The sequence below is a fragment of the Streptomyces sp. GQFP genome (assembly GCF_021545335.1).
Taxonomy (GTDB): Bacteria; Actinomycetota; Actinomycetes; order Streptomycetales; family Streptomycetaceae; genus Streptomyces.
Map to the genome: position 1 here is coordinate 2,005,019 of NZ_CP089312.1, position 16,881 is coordinate 2,021,899.

The 16,881-nt window shown below is 71.7% G+C and carries 14 protein-coding genes and 2 pseudogenes; 13 read left to right on the forward strand and 3 right to left on the reverse strand.

The annotated features are described in order from the left end of the window. The first annotated feature begins 17 nt into the window (after positions 1-17). From LUX31_RS08745 to LUX31_RS08785, 10 genes and pseudogenes are all read left to right on the forward strand, one after another. Entirely contained in the window at positions 18-905 is an 888-nt protein-coding gene (locus LUX31_RS08745) for a PPK2 family polyphosphate kinase (RefSeq protein WP_235474210.1), read from the forward strand. Positions 906-1,022: 117 nt separating this feature from the next. Next, positions 1,023-1,859 carry a polysaccharide deacetylase family protein gene (locus LUX31_RS08750; RefSeq protein ID WP_235474211.1) on the forward strand — a complete coding sequence of 279 codons (837 nt, stop codon included), beginning with the start codon at positions 1,023-1,025 and terminating at the stop codon, positions 1,857-1,859. Positions 1,860-1,896: 37 nt separating this feature from the next. Continuing rightward, positions 1,897-2,682 carry a peptidyl-tRNA hydrolase gene (locus LUX31_RS08755; protein WP_235474212.1) on the forward strand — a complete coding sequence of 262 codons (786 nt, stop codon included), beginning with the start codon at positions 1,897-1,899 and terminating at the stop codon, positions 2,680-2,682. A gap of 85 nt (positions 2,683-2,767) precedes the next feature. Next, positions 2,768-3,376, forward strand: a complete 609-nt coding sequence (locus LUX31_RS08760) for a DUF4142 domain-containing protein (RefSeq protein ID WP_235474213.1) — start codon at positions 2,768-2,770, stop codon at positions 3,374-3,376. Between the two features lie 125 nt (positions 3,377-3,501). After that, the gene (locus LUX31_RS08765) at positions 3,502-4,302 is read left to right on the forward strand and encodes a DUF4142 domain-containing protein (RefSeq protein WP_235474214.1); all 801 of its coding nucleotides are present in this window, start codon (positions 3,502-3,504) and stop codon (positions 4,300-4,302) included. Between the two features lie 107 nt (positions 4,303-4,409). Further along, positions 4,410-5,244, forward strand: a pseudogene (locus LUX31_RS37815) (DUF692 domain-containing protein); the annotation flags it as partial. 779 nt (positions 5,245-6,023) lie between these two features. After that, positions 6,024-6,437 (forward strand): annotated as a pseudogene (locus tag LUX31_RS37820) (endonuclease); the annotation flags it as partial. Between the two features lie 250 nt (positions 6,438-6,687). Further along, positions 6,688-7,536 carry a DUF4142 domain-containing protein gene (locus tag LUX31_RS08775; protein WP_235474216.1) on the forward strand — a complete coding sequence of 283 codons (849 nt, stop codon included), beginning with the start codon at positions 6,688-6,690 and terminating at the stop codon, positions 7,534-7,536. A 94-nt stretch (positions 7,537-7,630) separates the two neighbouring features. Continuing rightward, positions 7,631-8,449 (forward strand): TIGR04222 domain-containing membrane protein, encoded by an 819-nt coding sequence (locus LUX31_RS08780; protein WP_235474217.1) that lies wholly within the window; start codon positions 7,631-7,633, stop codon positions 8,447-8,449. Positions 8,450-8,581: 132 nt separating this feature from the next. Next, complete coding sequence (locus tag LUX31_RS08785; RefSeq protein ID WP_235474218.1) at positions 8,582-10,228, forward strand: alpha/beta hydrolase; 1,647 nt, start codon at positions 8,582-8,584, stop codon at positions 10,226-10,228. A 175-nt stretch (positions 10,229-10,403) separates the two neighbouring features. Here the strand turns inward: LUX31_RS08785 and hemQ are convergent, their stop codons facing one another. Both hemQ and hemG read right to left on the reverse strand, forming a co-directional pair. Then, a complete protein-coding gene (gene hemQ / locus LUX31_RS08790; protein WP_235474219.1) occupies positions 10,404-11,135 on the reverse strand; it encodes a hydrogen peroxide-dependent heme synthase in 732 nt (243 codons plus the stop codon). Between the two features lie 143 nt (positions 11,136-11,278). After that, positions 11,279-12,700 carry a protoporphyrinogen oxidase gene (hemG, locus tag LUX31_RS08795; protein ID WP_235474220.1) on the reverse strand — a complete coding sequence of 474 codons (1,422 nt, stop codon included), beginning with the start codon at positions 12,698-12,700 and terminating at the stop codon, positions 11,279-11,281. Positions 12,701-12,907: 207 nt separating this feature from the next. Between hemG and LUX31_RS08800 the strand changes: the two genes are divergently transcribed. After that, the gene (locus LUX31_RS08800; RefSeq protein WP_235474221.1) at positions 12,908-13,912 is read left to right on the forward strand and encodes a DUF4349 domain-containing protein; all 1,005 of its coding nucleotides are present in this window, start codon (positions 12,908-12,910) and stop codon (positions 13,910-13,912) included. Positions 13,913-13,975: 63 nt separating this feature from the next. After that, on the forward strand, positions 13,976-15,388 hold the full coding sequence (locus LUX31_RS08805) for an FAD-dependent oxidoreductase (protein WP_443046045.1): 1,413 nt from the start codon (positions 13,976-13,978) through the stop codon (positions 15,386-15,388). A gap of 68 nt (positions 15,389-15,456) precedes the next feature. Here LUX31_RS08805 and LUX31_RS08810 read toward each other — a convergent pair whose 3' ends face one another. Then, the gene (locus tag LUX31_RS08810) at positions 15,457-15,780 is read right to left on the reverse strand and encodes a hypothetical protein (protein ID WP_235474223.1); all 324 of its coding nucleotides are present in this window, start codon (positions 15,778-15,780) and stop codon (positions 15,457-15,459) included. Between the two features lie 124 nt (positions 15,781-15,904). On the opposite strand from LUX31_RS08810, the gene LUX31_RS08815 reads away from it, so the two are divergent. Then, positions 15,905-16,723, forward strand: coding sequence for a rhomboid family intramembrane serine protease (locus LUX31_RS08815; protein WP_235474224.1), 819 nt, complete (start codon positions 15,905-15,907; stop codon positions 16,721-16,723). Positions 16,724-16,881 lie beyond the last annotated feature (158 nt).

Genomic DNA, 16,881 nt, shown 5'->3' on the forward strand with positions numbered 1-16,881 from the left:
ACCGGAAGAGGTGCCCCATGGCCAAGAAGGGCTCGAAACAGGACTCCGGGAGGCGTGCCGAGAGTGCCGAGGGCTCACTGGCTGAGCTGCTGCGCGTCCCCGGCGGGGCACCCGTGAACCTCGGCGCGTACGACGCCTGGGCCACCCCGGGCGGCCCCGGTGACAAGGCCGCGGGCCTCGCCGCCACCGCCCTGCTGGGCGAGCGGCTCGCGGTCCTCCAGGAGCGGCTGTGGGCGGCGGGCGCGACCGGGGACCGACGGCGGCTGCTGCTCGTCCTGCAGGGCATGGACACCAGCGGCAAGGGCGGCACGGTCAAACACGTCATCGGCCTGTTCAACCCGTCGGGCTGCCGGATCAGTGCGTTCAAGGCACCCACCCACGAGGAACTGGGCCACTCCTTCCTCTGGCGCATCAAACGGGCCCTCCCCCAGCCCGGCGAGATCGGCATCTTCGACCGCTCCCACTACGAGGACGTCCTGATCGCCCGCGTCCGCGAACTCGCCTCCCGGGCCCAGCTCACCGCCCGCTACAACCAGATCAACGGCTTCGAGAAGTCCCTCGCCGAGGACGGCGTGACCGTCGTGAAGTGCTTCCTGCACATCTCGTACGACGAACAGCGGCGCCGTCTTCTCGAACGCCTCGACAACCCCGACAAGCACTGGAAGTTCAACGTCGGCGACATCGAGGAGCGCGCGCTGTGGCCCGCGTACCAGGAGGCGTACGAGATCGCCCTGGAGCGGTGTTCGACCGGCGCGCCCTGGTACCTGATCCCGGCGGACCGCAAGTGGTACCGCAACTGGGCGATCAGCCGGCTGCTCCTTGAGCACCTGGAGGCGCTGGACCCGCAGTACCCGAAGGCGGACTTCGACGTGGCGGAGGCCAGGGCGCGGCTGCTCGCCACGTAGGGGGCTGTGGGCTGCGGGGCGGCGGGGGTACGGGTTCACCGGCCGGGCGGGTGACATCCGGGGGGTTTGCCCTCGCGGCGGCCCGCCGGACAACCCCGGCATTTCTACCTTCGTACGATGATCACTCTCGTACGACAAGTCGCCACTGGCTGTGTCCTGGGCGCCGCGCTCGCTGCCCTGGCCGCCTGCGGCACGGCCCCCGTCCCGCAGCGGCCTCCCGTGTCCCCCTCCGCCGTCCCCTCGCGTCCGCCCACCCTCGCCCCCGGGCCCGCCGGTCTGACCCCCGTCTTCCGGAACGGTCCGCGCGGCGCGGAGAAGACCGTCGCCCTCACCTTCGACGCCGACATGACCGCCGGACAGGGCGACCGGGCGGCGCGGGGCGAGCGCTTCGACAATCCCCGGCTGATCGCCACGCTGCGGGCGCTGAAGGTGCCGGCGACCGTGTTCATGACGGGGCGGTGGGCCGAGGAGTACCCGGTCCAGGCCCGTTCCATCGGGCGGGACCCCTTGTTCGAGGTCGCCAACCACTCGTACAGCCACTACGCCTTCACCGAGGACTGCTACGGGCTGCCGACGATCGCCGGCTCGGAGGCGCGGATGCGGGGCGACGTCGAGCGGGCCTTCGCGGCGTTCCGGGCCGTCGGGGTACGCGGTGCCATGCCCTACTTCCGTTTCCCGGGCGGGTGTTACGACCGGCGTGCGCTGCGGGCGCTGAGTGGGGCCGGGGTCACGGCGGTGCAGTGGGATGTGGTGAGCGGGGATGCGTTCGCTACGGACGCGGGCGCCGTGGCCCGGCAGGTGCTGGACGGGGTGCGGGCGGGGTCGGTTGTCGTCATGCACTGCACGCGTAGTGCGGCGCCGGTGACTGAGCGGGCGCTGCGTGTGATCGTGCCTGTGTTGCGTGAGCGTGGGTTTCGGTTTGTGAAGGTGTCTGAGCTGATCGGGGCGCCATGAGTGTGGGGCCTTGTGTCGTGGGGCGGCTGCGGGTCGTATGTGGCTGGTCGCGCAGTTCCCCGCGCCCCTAGAGTTGGTCCTCGTGAGCCATGATCAAACGCACCCCAGCGACAGTCCTTTTCAGTCCGAGCAGTCCCCTCGTGATGAGGCGCCCCAGTTCGTTCTGCCTCTCGTTGCGCGGATCGAGAAGGGGGCGCCGCCCGCTCGTACCGATGCGTTGGAGACCGCCGCTCGGGCCGTTCTTGTGATTCTCGGGGATGAAAGGTCTGCCGGAGAAGGCGAGTGGGCGCAGGTCATGCGGGACTGGCAGGACGCTCGGATTCGTAAGGTTGTGCGGCGGGCGCGGGGGGCCGAGTGGCGGCGGGCCGAGGCGTTGGCCGGGATCACGGTCAGTGGGAAGTCGGCCGAGGTGCGGGTCTTTCCGCCTGTGCCGTTGGACGGGTGGCCCAAGGATCTGGCCCGACTTCAGGTCTCCGGTACCGAACTGGAGGATCCGGAGCCGCCGCTCGATCCGGACCCTGCGGTGCCCGTTCTCTGGCTGAATCCCGGGTTGGACATGTCGGCGGGCAAGGCGATGGCCCAGACGGGGCACGGGGCTCAACTGGCGTGGTGGGAGCTGTCGGACGAGGCCCGGGTGGCCTGGCGCGACGCGGGCTATCCGCTCGCCGTGCGTACGGCGGAGCCGGACCGTTGGCGTGAACTCACCTCCGGTGGGCTGCCGTTGGTCCGTGATGCCGGTTTCACGGAGATCGCGCCCGGTTCGGCGACGGTTGTCGCGGACCACCGTCCCCTGGGACGCACAGGGTTCAGACATCTTCGTTGAACATCACCGGGTTCCCGGCCGTACCTTCTGTCACTGGCCAAGCAACATCTGCCCAACGACCAGTTGGTTTCCCCGGGAGGCTCCTTTGCCGCGTTTCAACCAATCGGCCCTCGTCATCGCGGCCCTGACGACCACCATCGCCGCGCTCGCGTTCCCCGTGTGGTCCTACACCGACCGGTCCGGCACCGGAGTGTCGAACATGGCCGCCGGCACGGTGAACACCCAGTGGGGGCCGCTGACCGCCTCGGACCGCGACCTGATCGTGCGCGTGCGGCTGGCCGGGCTGTGGGAGCTGCCGGCGGCGGAGAAGGCGATGGCGAAGTCCGACAGCGCCACGGTCAAGGACGCGGCGGACCACCTGCTGGTGGGCCACGGCGACCTGGACGAGCGGGTGCGGAAGGTCGCCTCCCAGCTCGGTGTCGAGATCCCCAACCAGCCGAACGCGCAGCAGCAGGGCTTCCTGGCCCAGATGGACGCCGCTCAGGGCGAGTCCTTCGACCGGATCTGGGCGAGCCTTCTGCGCAAGGCGCACGGTGGGATCTTCCCGGCCATCGGGGCGGTCCGCAACCAGACCCAGAACACCCTGGTGCGTCAGCTGGCGACGGACACCAACCAGACCGTGCTCGACCACATCACGATGCTGGAGAAGACGGACGCGGTCGACTTCGACGCCCTCGCCAACGGCACGATCTGACTGGTGTACGTGACCGCGGCGCGGGCCCGCTCAGTGTCCTGACCGCTTCTCACGTATCGCCCTCTCCCCCACTGGCCACGTATCACTCCCCCAACGATCAGTTGGGTTCCCCTCGGGAGGCTTCTTTGCCCCGCATGAACGGCTCGATCCTCGTCGGTCTGGCAATCGCAGGCACGGTCGGTGCACTCGCGTACCCGGTGTTCTACTCCTACCCGCACCGCAACGACACCGCGACGGCCGCCGCGGTCACCGGAGAGACGGTGAACACGCAGTGGGGACCGCTGACCCCCTCCGACCGTGACCTCATCGTGCGTGTGCGGCTCGCCGGACTGTGGGAGCTGCCCGCCGGACAGCAGGCGATGGAGAAGTCCGCCAGCGCGGCCGTCCGGGAGGCGGCGCAGCATCTGATCGTGGGCCACACCGACCTCGACAAGCGGGTGCGGAGCATCTCCCAGCAGCTCGGTGTCCCGATCCCCAACCAGCCGAACGAACTGCAACAGGGCTGGCTGGACGAGATGACGGCCGCCGAGGGCACCGATTACGACAAGGTCTGGGCGAACCTGCTGCGCACCGCGCACGGCAAGATCCTCCCGGACGTCGCGACGGTGCGGAACACCACCCGCAACACGCTGGTGCGTCAGCTGGCCTCGGACACCAACCAGACCGTGCTCGACCACATCACGGTCCTGGAGAAGACCGGCCAGGTCGACTTCGAGGAGATCGCCCAGTCCGCCGCCGGGCCCAGCGCCAGTCCGACCGGTCCGCCGCCGCCGTCCCCCGGCGTGGTGCCGCCCGTCGCACCCGCGGTGGAGCCGACCAGCGGCGTCCAGGGGTCCTCGAAGCCGTCGCCGACAACACCCGGCGTGGTCAACACCAACCGGCCGGAGGCACCGGATCCCAACGCGGTCACCACCCAGACCCCGTAGGCGGGCGGAAGCTCAAATGTTGCTCTGAAGGTCCCCCGGGAGGGGTTCGATCCCGGGGGCCGGGGCCATCACTCCGTGGACCGAGAAGGTCGTAGAAGGGACGGACGATGAAGCGACTGGAGCAACTTGGGCACCTGGGTACGGGCATCGGGTGGCGGCCGGAGATCGCGGACGCCGTGGAGGCCATGACGGGCATCGACTGGGTCGAGGCCGTGGCCGAGAACCTCTGCCCGGGGCATCTCCCCGAGTCGCTGCTGCGGCTGCGCGAGCGTGGCGTGACGGTCGTCCCGCACGGTGTCTCCCTGGGCCTGGGCGGTGCGGACCGGCCCGCCGAGGACCGGCTCACCGCGCTCGCCGAGCGGGCCGAGGCACTGGGCTCGCCCCTGGTCACCGAGCACATCGCGTTCGTCCGCGCGGGCGGCCCGTTGACCGCCTCCCCCCTCCTGGAGGCCGGCCACCTGCTGCCCGTCCCCCGCACCCGGGACGCGCTCGACGTGCTGTGCGAGAACGTCCGTATCGCCCAGGCGGCGCTACCGGTACCCCTGGCGGTCGAGAACATCGCCGCGCTGATCGCCTGGCCGGGCGAGGAGCTGACCGAGGGCCAGTTCCTGTACGAACTGGCCGACCGGACCGGCGTACGCCTCCTCATCGACGTCGCCAACCTGCACACGAACCACGTCAACCGAGGCGAGGACCCGGCACAGGCCCTGGCCGAACTGCCCGTCGAGGCGATCGCGTACGTCCATGTCGCAGGCGGTTTCGAACGAGACGGCGTCTGGCACGACAGCCACGCCCACCCGATCCCGGACACCGTCCTCGACATCCTCACGAACCTCGCCTCCCGCGTCACCCCACCCGGCGTCCTACTGGAACGGGACGACAACTTCCCCGAGGCGGACGAACTGAAGCGGGAACTGGCGTCGATACGGGGAGCCTTGGCTCGGGCCGCGTCCACGCAGACGCGGGCTACGGCGACGGCGACACCGGAGGTCTCTGCCGCAGCGGTGCCGGAGACCGCCCCGACGAAGGCACCGACCGGCCAGACGCAGGCATCAGCGGCAGCCCCGCCGGAAGCCCCAACCGTGCCGGAAACCGCCGCGTCCAAGGCGCCGGCCGCATCGCAGGCACCGACCAGCCAGGCACATGCCTCGGCCACAGCCACACCGGAGGTCCCTGCCGCAGCGGTGCCGGAGACCCCCGAGTCGAAAGCGCCGGCCTCATCGCAGGCCCCGACCGGCCAGACACAGGCATCAGTCGCAGCCCCGCCGGAAGCCCCAACCGTGCCGGAAACCGCCGCGTCCAAGGCGCCAGTCGCATCGCAGGCACCGAAAGGCCAGGCGCAGGCTTCGGCGGCGACCACGCCGGAGGCCCCGGCCGTGCCGGAGACCGCAGGGATGAGGGAGACTCCCGCGTCAACAACGCCGGCCGCATCGCAGGCACCGACCAGCCAGGCACATGCCTCGGCCACAGCCACACCGGAGGTCCCTGCCGCAGCGGTGCCGGAGACCCCCGAGTCGAAAGCGCCCGCCTCATCGCAGGCCCCGACCGGCCAGACACAGGCATCAGTCGCAGCCCCGCCGGAAGCCCCAACCGTGCCGGAAACCGCCGCGTCCAAGGCGTCGGCCGCATCGCAGGCGTCGGCCGGCGAGGTGGCTGGCAGTCGTGGCGCCGCCGTCAGCGACGCGGCCGGCCGCGGTGACAGCTCCGCCGCCGCTCCCGAAGGGGCCCGGCAGCGGCTCGCCCTTGCGCAGGCCGCGTTGCTTTCCGCGCTTGTCGCGGGGACTCCCGTGCCGGAGGGGTTCGATCGGGTGCGGCTCGGGGTGCAGTCGCGGGCGCTCGGGGCGAAGCGGGCCGATGTCGTGGCGAAGGTCGCGCCGGAGTTGCCCGAGATCCTGGGGGCCGGATACCGGCCGGCCTTCCTCGCGTACGCGCACGGGCACCCCATGGCCGACGGCTACCGGCACGACGCGCTGGACTTCGCCGCGCATCTGCTGCTCGGCGGGCAGCCCGAGGACGCGGAGGTCCGGCGGCGACTGCGTGAGTGGTGGCTGGACCGCTCGGGCCCGGCCCCGCGCTCCCAGCGGCCGACCGCCCGGCTGGCCCGCGCCACCCGCCGCGTACTCCTGCGCCGCTGAGCCACCCCGGCTCCAATCGCCGCGAACTGTGCGGGGGTTAACAGCGCGGTACACACGTCTCGCCCACGAGGCCCACTTGTTGGCGTTTCGGGCGGTATGCGCGAGGCGTACGCTCCCCCATCCGTCGTCCGCCCCCTCCCCTCAGCCGTCCCTCCTCGTACGGCAGTTGGCGTAGCGCCCGCAGTAAGATGCGAACTTCGTGTCCGAAGCGCATTAGCGTGCGGTGCCGCAACAGGAGGCAGAAGGCACCATGCGATCCATCCAACGTCCCGGGCTGGGCGGCACCGGGCTCATCATCGCGGGACTGGCGGCGACCCTCGTCGCACTGATCTTCCCGGTCTGGTCGTACACGGACCGTTCCGGTACCGGCGCGGCCGTGCTCAACGCGCAGAGCGTGTCGACGCGGTTCGGTCCGCTGTCGGCGCTCGACCGCGAGTTCCTCACCAAGGTCCGGCTGGCCGGGCTGTGGGAACTGCCCGCCGGTCAGCAGGCCCAGGAGCGCGGCACCACCGAGGCCGTACGGACCGCGGGCCTGCATCTCATCGAGGGACACACGTTCCTCGACGCTCGGGTCCGGGACGTGGCGTCGCGGCTCGGGCTCGAACTGCCGAACCAGCCCAGCGAGCAGCAGCGCGGATGGCTCGGCATCATGAACGCGTCCCACGGCGAGGACTTCGACCGTGAGTTCGCCAACCTGCTGCGGATGGCGCACGGCAAGGTGTTCTCCGTCGTCGCGCAGGTCCGCGCGAGCACCCGCAACTCCCTGGTCCGCGCCCTCGCCGACGACGCGAACACGACCGTGCTGGACCACATCAAGGTCCTGGAGGCCACGGGGTACGTCGATTTCGACGCCCTGGCCACCGACATGGCCGCCGCGAGCACCCCGCCGCTCACCAACTCCCCGGCCCCGCCCGGCCCGACGGCCGACCCCGCGTCGGCCGTCCCGGTGACACCCTCGCCGGTCTCGACCTATCCGCTGCCGCCGCCCGCGACCAGCCCGCCGCCGGAAGTTGGGGAGGTCGGGGAGGTCGGGGAACTCACCGAGCCCGCAGAGCCCGCTGAGCCCTCGGAGCCTGCTGAGCCTTCCCAGGAACCCTGATCCGGCCACCGCCCATACGTCACGTACCGGCCATACCTCGTCCATATCCTGAAAGCCCATGGCGTTCCGGGACCCCTTCGCATAGAACAACGGCATGTTCTGGTCCTTCCTCCTGCTGCTGGCCTGGATCGCCGCCGGTACGGCGTGCACCCGGCTCTGTCTGGCCGCCGTGCACGCGGCCGCCGTCGATCCGGACGCGGGCCCCGGCGGACGCGGGCGTGACCTGACGCTGTACGAGGCCGCGTTCCTGTCCGGCGGACCGGCCCGGGTCGCCGATCTCACCCTGGTGTCGATGGCCCGTCAGAGACGGCTGCTGCTCGCCCACACCGGCTGGGCGACCGTCGTGGACCCGAGCGGGCGCGACGAGATGGAACGGTCGGTGATAGGCGCCATCGGACCGGAGGGCCAGTCCCGCATCGCTCCGGTACGCACGGCCGCCGCCGGCACCGAGGCCGTACGGGGGCTCGCGGACCGGCTCGTCGCGGCGGGCCTGGCCGTGCCCGACGGGGCCAGGCGCGGGATCGCGTTCGCGGTCCGCCAGGCCCAGGCCGCCGCACTGGCCGTCATCGCGCTGGGCTCGGTGGCGCTGCTGCTGCCGGGGCGGGACACCGTGCCGCGCGACCTGGTCGCCCTCTGGTTCGCGCTGCCCCTCGTCCTCACCCTGAGCTGCCTCGCGATCGCCCGGATCGAGGTCCACCCGTACTCGCGCTGGGCGTCACCGGCCGGACAGCGCCTGCTCACCGGCCTGTCCCGGCGTACCAGGACCGCCGGCCACCGCGGCGCGGGCGACGACCGGACGTACCTCACCTCCGTCGCCGTACTCGGGGTGCGTGCCGTCGGCGAGCCCGATCTGCGCGCGGCCTTCGCGCACCGGGAGCCGCAGGACACCACCCTGCGCGAACGCCTGCGCTGACCCTCGTCCCCGGCGCCCCAGGAGTGTTCGGGGGCGCATAGGAGTGCTCGCGGCGACACCGGGCGGGCGGTGCTTGCCTTCACCTACCCTCGCCCGAAACATCCCTTCTGTTGCCACCGAAGGGATACGCGAATGCGAGCTGCCGCCCTCTACACGGCTGTCGGGTCCTTGCTGCTGACCACCCTGGCCGCCGCCCCGGCGGACAGCGCCCCTGGCCTGCCCGACCGCCCGGGCGGTCCCGGCTCGGCCGAGTTCCGGGGCTCCGTGCTGGCCGCCGCACGCGCCGGGGCCGCCGGGATCCGCTTCGGGAAGTGCCCGGCGGAGGAGGAGCTGCCGGACAGTCTGCGCTGCGGCACCGTCACCGTGCCGCTCGACTACGCGCGCCCCGACGGCAAGCAGATCAAGCTCACCGTCAGCCGGGCGGAGGCGACCGGCAAGAACCCGCGCGACCCCGAGCACAAGGTGGAGCGCCAGGGCGCCCTCGTCTACAACCCGGGCGGCCCCGGCGCCTCCGGCATGTTCTTCCCGCTGATCGGCGTCATCCCTGAGTGGAAGCGCATCGCGGGGGCGTACGACCTGGTCGGGTACGCCCCGCGCGGGGTGGGCCGCTCGGCGCCCCTGTCCTGCAAGGACCCCAAGCACTTCTTCAAGGGACCCACGCAGGCACCGGCGCACCCCTCCGAGTCGTTCAAGATGGAGCGGATCGCCGAGGCGAAGGCGTACGCGCGCGGGTGCGCCGAGCGCTCGGGCGACGCGCTGCGCCACTACCACTCCCTCAACAACGCCCGTGACCTGGACGTCCTGCGCGCCGCGCTCGGCGAGGACCGGCTGACCTTCATGGGCGCCTCGTACGGCACGTACTTCGGGGCGCTGTACGCGACGCTGTTCCCCTCGCACGTACGGCGGATGGTGTTCGACTCGGTGGTGAACCCGGACCCGGGCGGCGTCTGGTACCGCAACAACCTCGACCAGTCGGCCGCGTTCGAGGCCCGCTGGGCCGACTTCCGGGCCTGGGTGGCCAAGCACGACGACGTGTACGGCCTGGGTGCCACGCCGGATGGGGTACTACGGAGCTACGAGAAGGCTGCCGCTCAGCTCGCCGCCGAGCCGGCCGGCGGGAAGGTGGGGCCCGGCCAGTTGCAGGGTGCGTTCCTCCAGGCCGGGTACTACGACGACTACTGGCCGCACCGCGCCCACGCCCTGTCCGCCTACCTCAAGGGCGATCCGCAGCCGCTGATCGACCAGGCGGCACCGGTGACGGAGGCAGCCGCCGAGGCGGAGAACGGCAACGCGGTCTACACGGCCGTCGAGTGCAACGACGCGCCCTGGCCGACGAGTTGGCAGGTCTGGGACCGGGACAACACCCGGCTCGCCCGCACGGCGCCCTTCGAGACCTGGGACAACGCGTGGATGAACCTGCCCTGCGCCTACTGGCAGGCGCCCCGGCAGACGCCCCTCGACGTCCGGACCGGCCCGGGTGAGCTGCCGCCGGTGCTGATCCTGGCGGCCGAACGGGACGGCGCGACACCGTACGCGGGCGCGCTCGAACTGCGGCGCCGGCTGTCCGGCTCGGCCCTGGTGACCGAGCGGGGCGCGGGCACGCACGGCATCGCGGGCGGCCCGAACCAGTGCGTCAACGCCCACCTGGACACGTATCTGCTGACGGGCCGCCTGCCGGCGCGGGGCGCGGACTGCGCCCCGCATCCGGAACCGCGCCCGGCGGCCCCGGTCGGCCGTTCCCTGAAGGCATCCAGCGGGAAGGCCGCCCAAGGCGCGTGAAGCGGGCGCCCATCGGGCGAGACAGGCGACCGGCCGCCCGACGCCCTCGCGGCGCCCGGTGCCGCGTCCCCGGGAGACGCGGTGCCCGGCGCTGCGTCTCCCGGGGACGCGGCATCCGGCTACGCCGCCGCGCGGCGGGCCCGGCCCCCGGCCGACCGCAGAGCACCGCCTCCGGTCAGGCGAGCCCCTCGACCAGCTCAGCCACCGACTTACGACGGCCCGTGTAGAACGGGACCTCTTCGCGGACGTGCATGCGGGCCTCGGAGGCGCGCAGGTGGCGCATGAGGTCGACGATGCGGTACAGCTCGTCGGCCTCGAAGGCCAGCAGCCACTCGTAGTCGCCGAGGGAGAACGAGGCGACCGTATTGGCGCGTACGTCCGGGTAGCCGCGGGCCATCTTGCCGTGGTCGGCGAGCATCCGGCGGCGGTCCTCGTCGGGCAGCAGGTACCAGTCGTACGAGCGCACGAACGGGTAGACGCTGATGTAGTTCCGGGGCGTCTCGTCGGCCAGGAACGCCGGGATGTGCGAGCGGTTGAACTCGGCGGGGCGGTGCAGCGCCATGTTCGACCACACCGGCTCCAGTGCGCGGCCCAGCTTGGTGCGGCGGAAGAGGTTGTACGCCTCCTGGAGCTGGTCGGCGGTCTCGGCGTGCCACCAGATCATCAGGTCGGCGTCGGCGCGCAGCCCCGACACGTCGTACGTGCCGCGGACGGTCACGTCCTTCGCGGCGAGCTGGTCGAACAGCTCCTGGACCTCGTCGGCGTAGCCCGCGCGGTCCTCGGGCAGGACGTCCTTCAGCTTGAAGACGGACCACAGGGTGTAGCGGATGACCTCGTTGAGGTCCTTGGCCAGCTTGCCCTTGTTCGGGATCCGGCCGGACTCGGTGGTGGGGGCGTCGTCACTCATGCGCCTATTCTCCCGCTCCGCCGGAGGCGCTTCGCACCGGGGGCGAACTCCGTGCGGTTCGCCCCGCGCCCCAAGGGGCGCGGGGCTGTGCCTATCTGCGGCTCCGCCGCGTGGGCGCGACCAGCCACGACGAACCCGCAGCTTCAAACCCGTGCCCCCCGCGAAGCGCTCACCGCGTCCACCGCCGCGTACGCGCTCGCGATACACGCCGGGATACCGACGCCGTCATACGCCGCGCCGCACACCGCGAGGCCCGGGAGCTTGGCGATGTGATCGCGGATGCGGTCCACGCGCGCGTGGTGGCCGACGGGGTACTGGGGCAGGCCGTCGTCCCAGCGGGTGACGCGGGTCTCGACGGGGGCCGCCGTCAGTCCGGTGGCCTCCTTGAGGTCGTGGCGCGAGACGTCGACCAGGTCGGTGTCGGGGCGCTGGAGGATCTCCGTCTCGGCGTACCGCCCGACGGAGGCCCGCAGGACCAGCAGGTCCGGGTTCTCCTCCGCGATCCAGCCCCACTTCTGGGAGGCGAACGTCGACGCCTTGATCGTGCGTCCGTCGACGGGCGGGACGAGGAAGCCGCTGCCCTCGGGGAGGCTGACGTCGGCGCGGCGGTAGGCCAGGGTGATCAGGGCCATCGAGGCGTACTCCACGCCCGCGAGTTCGGCCGCGGCGGCCGGTGCCTCGGCGCGGAGCAGGTCCGCGGCCACCGGGGTCGGTACGGCGACGACCACCCCGTCGGCGTCGAACACCCGGTCCGCGGTCACGACCCGCCACGCCGCCGACGTCCCGGCGACCCGGCGCAGCTCGGTCACCGGTGCCCCGGTGACGATCTCGCCGCCCCGCGCGCGCACCGACTCCGCGACGGCGAGCGGCAGTTGGCCCACGCCTCCCTGGATGCCCATGAAGACCGGGCCGGTCTGCTGGGGGGCGGCGGCCATCCGGGCCTGGATGCCGCGCACGCCCTCCGTGAGGGACGCCTGCTTCTTCGCCACCTCGAAGAGCTGGGGCACGGCCGAGCGCATCGAGATGCGGTACGCGTCACCCGCGTACACCCCGCCCAGCAGCGGCTCGACCAGCCGGTCGACGACCTCGCGGCCGAGGCGCGCGGCGACGAACTCCCCCACCGCCACGTCGTCCCCGACCTCCGTGCGCGGCAGGTCGGCGTCGCGCTCGATCCGGGCCAGCCCCTCCTCCGAGAGGACGCCGGACAGGGCCGAGGCGCTGCCGGGGACGCCCATGACGTGCCCCTTGGGCATGGGTCGCAGGGCGCCCCGGGTCCAGATCGAGGCCGTCGAGGTGGCGGGCGGCTGGAGGCGGTCGTCGAGGCCGACCTCGCGGGCGAGTGCGATTGCTTCGGGTCTGCGCGCGAGCATCGACTCGGCGCCGAGATCGACCCGCGCGCCCGCGATCTCGCCGGGCAGCAGCTTGCCGCCGACGCGCTCGGACGCCTCCAGGACCGTGACCCGAACGCCCCGGTCCAGGAGCCGGTGCGCGGCGGCCAGACCCGCGATCCCGCCCCCGATGACGACGACATGCCCGGCACCCGCACGGGCCTCCACTGCGCTCATGTCACCACCCTCTCAGACCCCACTGACACTCCCGTCGGCGCACACCGCTCCCCGGTGTCCGGCACGAGTCCCGACCGTGACCGCATCGGGACCACAACCGGCCAACGTCTCGAACCCTTCGGGCGTCGAAGGAACGTCAGCCGTGCACCACGGCGGTCCAAGACGGTCCAAGACGGTCCGACGACAGCCCTCGGGGGGATCCGCAAGATGAACACCCTGCGCACAAGCCGTACACGACGCTCCCTACGACCTGTTCAGGCCTTGGCGGGAATCCTGCTCGCCGCAGCCCTCGCACTCACCGGCTGCACCGGCGCCGACGACTCCGGCTCGACCGCCAGTGACGCGGGCGGCGACGCGGCAGTGGCCGCCCCGGGCGCCCTGGACGAACAGGCCGAGGCCGAGGCCGACAGCAAGCCGGGTAGCGGCAAGGACGGCGCCGCCCAGGCCAGCACCGCACCCCAGCCCGCCGCCGGCGCGCACATCATCCGTACCGTGTCCGTCTCCGTGCAGGTCAAGGACGTGTCCAAGGCCCTGGCCAAGGTCCGCACCACCGCGCAGAACGCGGGCGGCTATGTAGGCAGCGAGACGACGACCCTGAACGAGGAGGAGGGCGAGGAGGGCGAGGAGGGCAGCGAGAGCACCGAGATCGTCCTGCGGGTGCCCGTCGGCGAGTACGAGGAGGTCCTCGCCGACCTGGAGGGCACCGGCAAGCTGCTGCACCGGGAGGCGGAGGCGACGGACGTCACCGAGCAGGTCGTCGACGTGGAGAGCCGCATCACCACCCAGCGCGCCAGCGTGAACCGCATCCGCGAGCTGATGGACCAGGCCACCAAGCTCTCCGATGTGGTCACCCTGGAGGGCGAGTTGAGCCGCCGCCAGGCCGACCTGGAGTCGCTGCTCGCCCGCCAGACCTCCCTGAAGGACCGCACGACCCTGGCCACGATCAACCTCTCCCTGTCCGAGACCCCGGCCAAGGAGTCCGACGAGGACGACGACCCCGGCTTCCTGGACGCCCTCTCGGGCGGCTGGGACGCGTTCGTGACGATGCTGCGCTGGATCGTGGTGGCCATCGCCGCCGTACTGCCGTTCGCGGCGGTGGCGGCCCTGCTGCTGTTCGCCTGGCTGCGCCTGACCCGCACCCGCCGCCACCGCCCCACCCCGGCGACGACCACGGGCCCGGCGACGCAGCCGACCAACCCGGACGAGGACTGACCAGAACTGATCAGAACCGACCGGGACTGAAATGCGGGGTCCCCGTAGCGTGTTCGTATGAGCATGAACGCGAGCGATGACCGTACGAGGGACACGAAGCGTGGGACCGAGCGGCTGGTCGTGATCGGCGGCGACGCGGCGGGCATGTCCGCCGCGTCGCAGGCACGCCGGCTCAAGGGCCCCGACGAGCTGGAGATCGTCGCGTTCGAACGCGGCAACTTCACCTCCTACTCGGCGTGCGGCATCCCCTACTGGGTGAGCGGCGACGTCCCGGACCGGGACCGACTGATCGCCCGTACACCCGAGGAGCACCTGGCCCGGGACATCGACCTGCGCATGCGGACGGAGGTCATGGAGATCGACGTCCCCGGCCGCCGGGTACGCGCGCGTGCCCTGGAAACGGGCGCCGAGTCATGGACGTCGTACGACAAACTGGTGATCGCCACGGGGGCCCGTCCGATCCGCCCGGAACTGCCGGGCATCGATGCCCCCGGGGTGCACGGCGTACAGACCCTGGACGACGGCCAGGCCCTCCTGGACACCCTGACCACCACCAAGGGCCGACGCGCGGTCGTCGTCGGCGCGGGCTACATCGGCGTGGAGATGGCCGAGGCGCTCATCAAGCGCGGCTACGAGGTGACCGTCGTCAACCGCGGCCAGGAACCCATGTCCACGCTCGACCCGGACATGGGCCGCCTGGTGCGCGAGGCGATGGATGGCCTGGGCATCACCATGGTGAACGAGGCCGAGGTCACCAAACTGCTCACGGGCGAGGACGGCAAGGTACGCGCGGTGGTGACCGACGACGCCGAATACCCGGCGGACGTGGTCGTGCTCGGCATCGGCGTCCGCCCCGAGACGACCCTCGCCCGCGCGGCGGGACTCCCCCTGGGCGACCACGGGGGCCTCCTCACCGACCTGGCGATGCGGGTGCGCGGCCACGAGAACATCTGGGCGGGCGGCGACTGTGTGGAGGTCCTGGACCTCGTCTCCGGCCGGGAACGGCACATCGCCCTCGGCACGCACGCCAACAAGCACGGCCAGGTCATCGGCGCGAACGCCGGCGGCGACTACGCCACCTTCCCCGGGGTCGTCGGCACGGCCGTGAGCAAGGTCTGCGACCTGGAGATCGCCCGCACCGGCCTGCGCGAGAAGGACGCACACCGAGCGGGCCTCCGCTTCGAAACGGTCACCATCGAGTCGACGAGCCGCGCGGGCTACTACCCCGGCGCAGCCCTCATGACCGTGAAAATGCTCGCCGAACACCGCACAGGCCGCCTCCTGGGCGTCCAGATCGTAGGCCGCGAGGGCGCGGCAAAGCGGGTCGACATCGCGGCGGTGGCCCTGACAGCCCGCCTGACAGTCGAACAGATGACAGCCCTGGACCTGGGCTACGCGCCCCCGTTCTCCCCGGTCTGGGACCCGGTACTGGTAGCGGCCAGGAAGGCATCAGCAGCGGTACGGAGACTTACCTAGGGGCGCGGGGAACTGCGCGACAAGCCACACACAGCCCGCACCCGGCAACGAACCGCCCCCCCCTACCGCTAGGCCGTCCCGTTGATCCGATCAATAGCCTGCCGAGCCTGCTCCGCCGGCGGCCGGGACGGCAACGACGACACCGACGCCGATGGCGCAACCGCCGGAGGCGGCTGCGCCCCCGCCGGCTTCGCGTGGGTGCCCAACCCACTGGACCGCAGCCGATGGCTGACAGCCTCGTCCAGCGACACAGGCCGCTGCATCTGCGTGGCCAACCGCCCCGCCTCCTGGCCGAGCCGCGCCACGTCCTCCCAGGGCAGGTGGACCACCAGGGCCAGTTCAGCCTCCCCGTTCGGCAGAGCCACCATCGGAGGAGTAACTCGGTCGTTCATCGCCTGTTCCTCACCTCGTCCCCGCGACGCGCCTTCGCCGTGCCGCGGACGTTGAGGACAGATACGGACACACGGACAGTCGCGTTCACCGGTTCACGGGACGCATCGCGGGCACTACTTCCTTGTGGTCATCCCTGTCCATGACGTGAACCCCGCAAGCCGCACCCCTTGGGTCACGTACGCCCTGATCGCCGCGAACGTCCTCGTGTTCCTCTCCATGCCCGGCATCGCGGGCTCGGTGACGGGCGAGAGCGGCCTGGCACAGCTGTGCCACCTCCAGGCATTCCTGGACCAGTACGCCGCCGTGCCCCGGGAACTGATCCACCACCAGCTGCCGCGCGTGGTCCCGACGGGCGACGTTGGGATCGGCACGGGCGGGCCGGGCTGTGTGATCGGCCCGCCCACCTACGACAAGTCACCTGTGCTGTCCGTCTTCACGGCGATGTTCCTGCACGGCGGCTGGCTGCACCTGCTGGGCAACATGCTGTTCCTGCTGATCTTCGGCAACAACATCGAGGACCGGCTCGGGCATGTGCGGTATCTGCTCTTCTACGTCGTCTGCGGCTACGCGGCGTCGTACGGCTTCGCGCTTGTCAACGCGGACTCGGGCGACCCCCTGATCGGCGCCTCCGGGGCGATCGCCGGTGTCCTGGGCGCCTATCTGGTGCTGTTCCCGAAGGCCAGGGTGTGGGTCCTGGTGCCCTTCCTGGTGTTTCTGCCGCTGCGGCTGCCGGCCTGGCTGGTGCTGGGCTTCTGGTTCGTGCTGCAGGCGGTGTACTCGTCCGGCGAGGGCGTCTCCGAGGCCGGCACCGTGGCGTACGCCGCCCATATCGTCGGCTTCCTCGCGGGCATGCTGCTCGCCTGGCCGCTCAGGGCCGGCACCCCGCCGCCGCCCGAGCCGGGCCGCCTGCTGTGGGGCAGGCAGGCACGGCCGGGTTGGTGATACAGCCGACTCGATTACTGTGCCGCCTTTGCGCAAGCCACGCCACATGTACAAGTAGGCGGCAGCCTCGCTCACGAAAGGGATGCGCGTCGGCGCCTCGACGGCGTTGACCATGTCAGGGGCAGGAAGGCGGTGGCGAGGGCGCGTCGGGTGAAGTC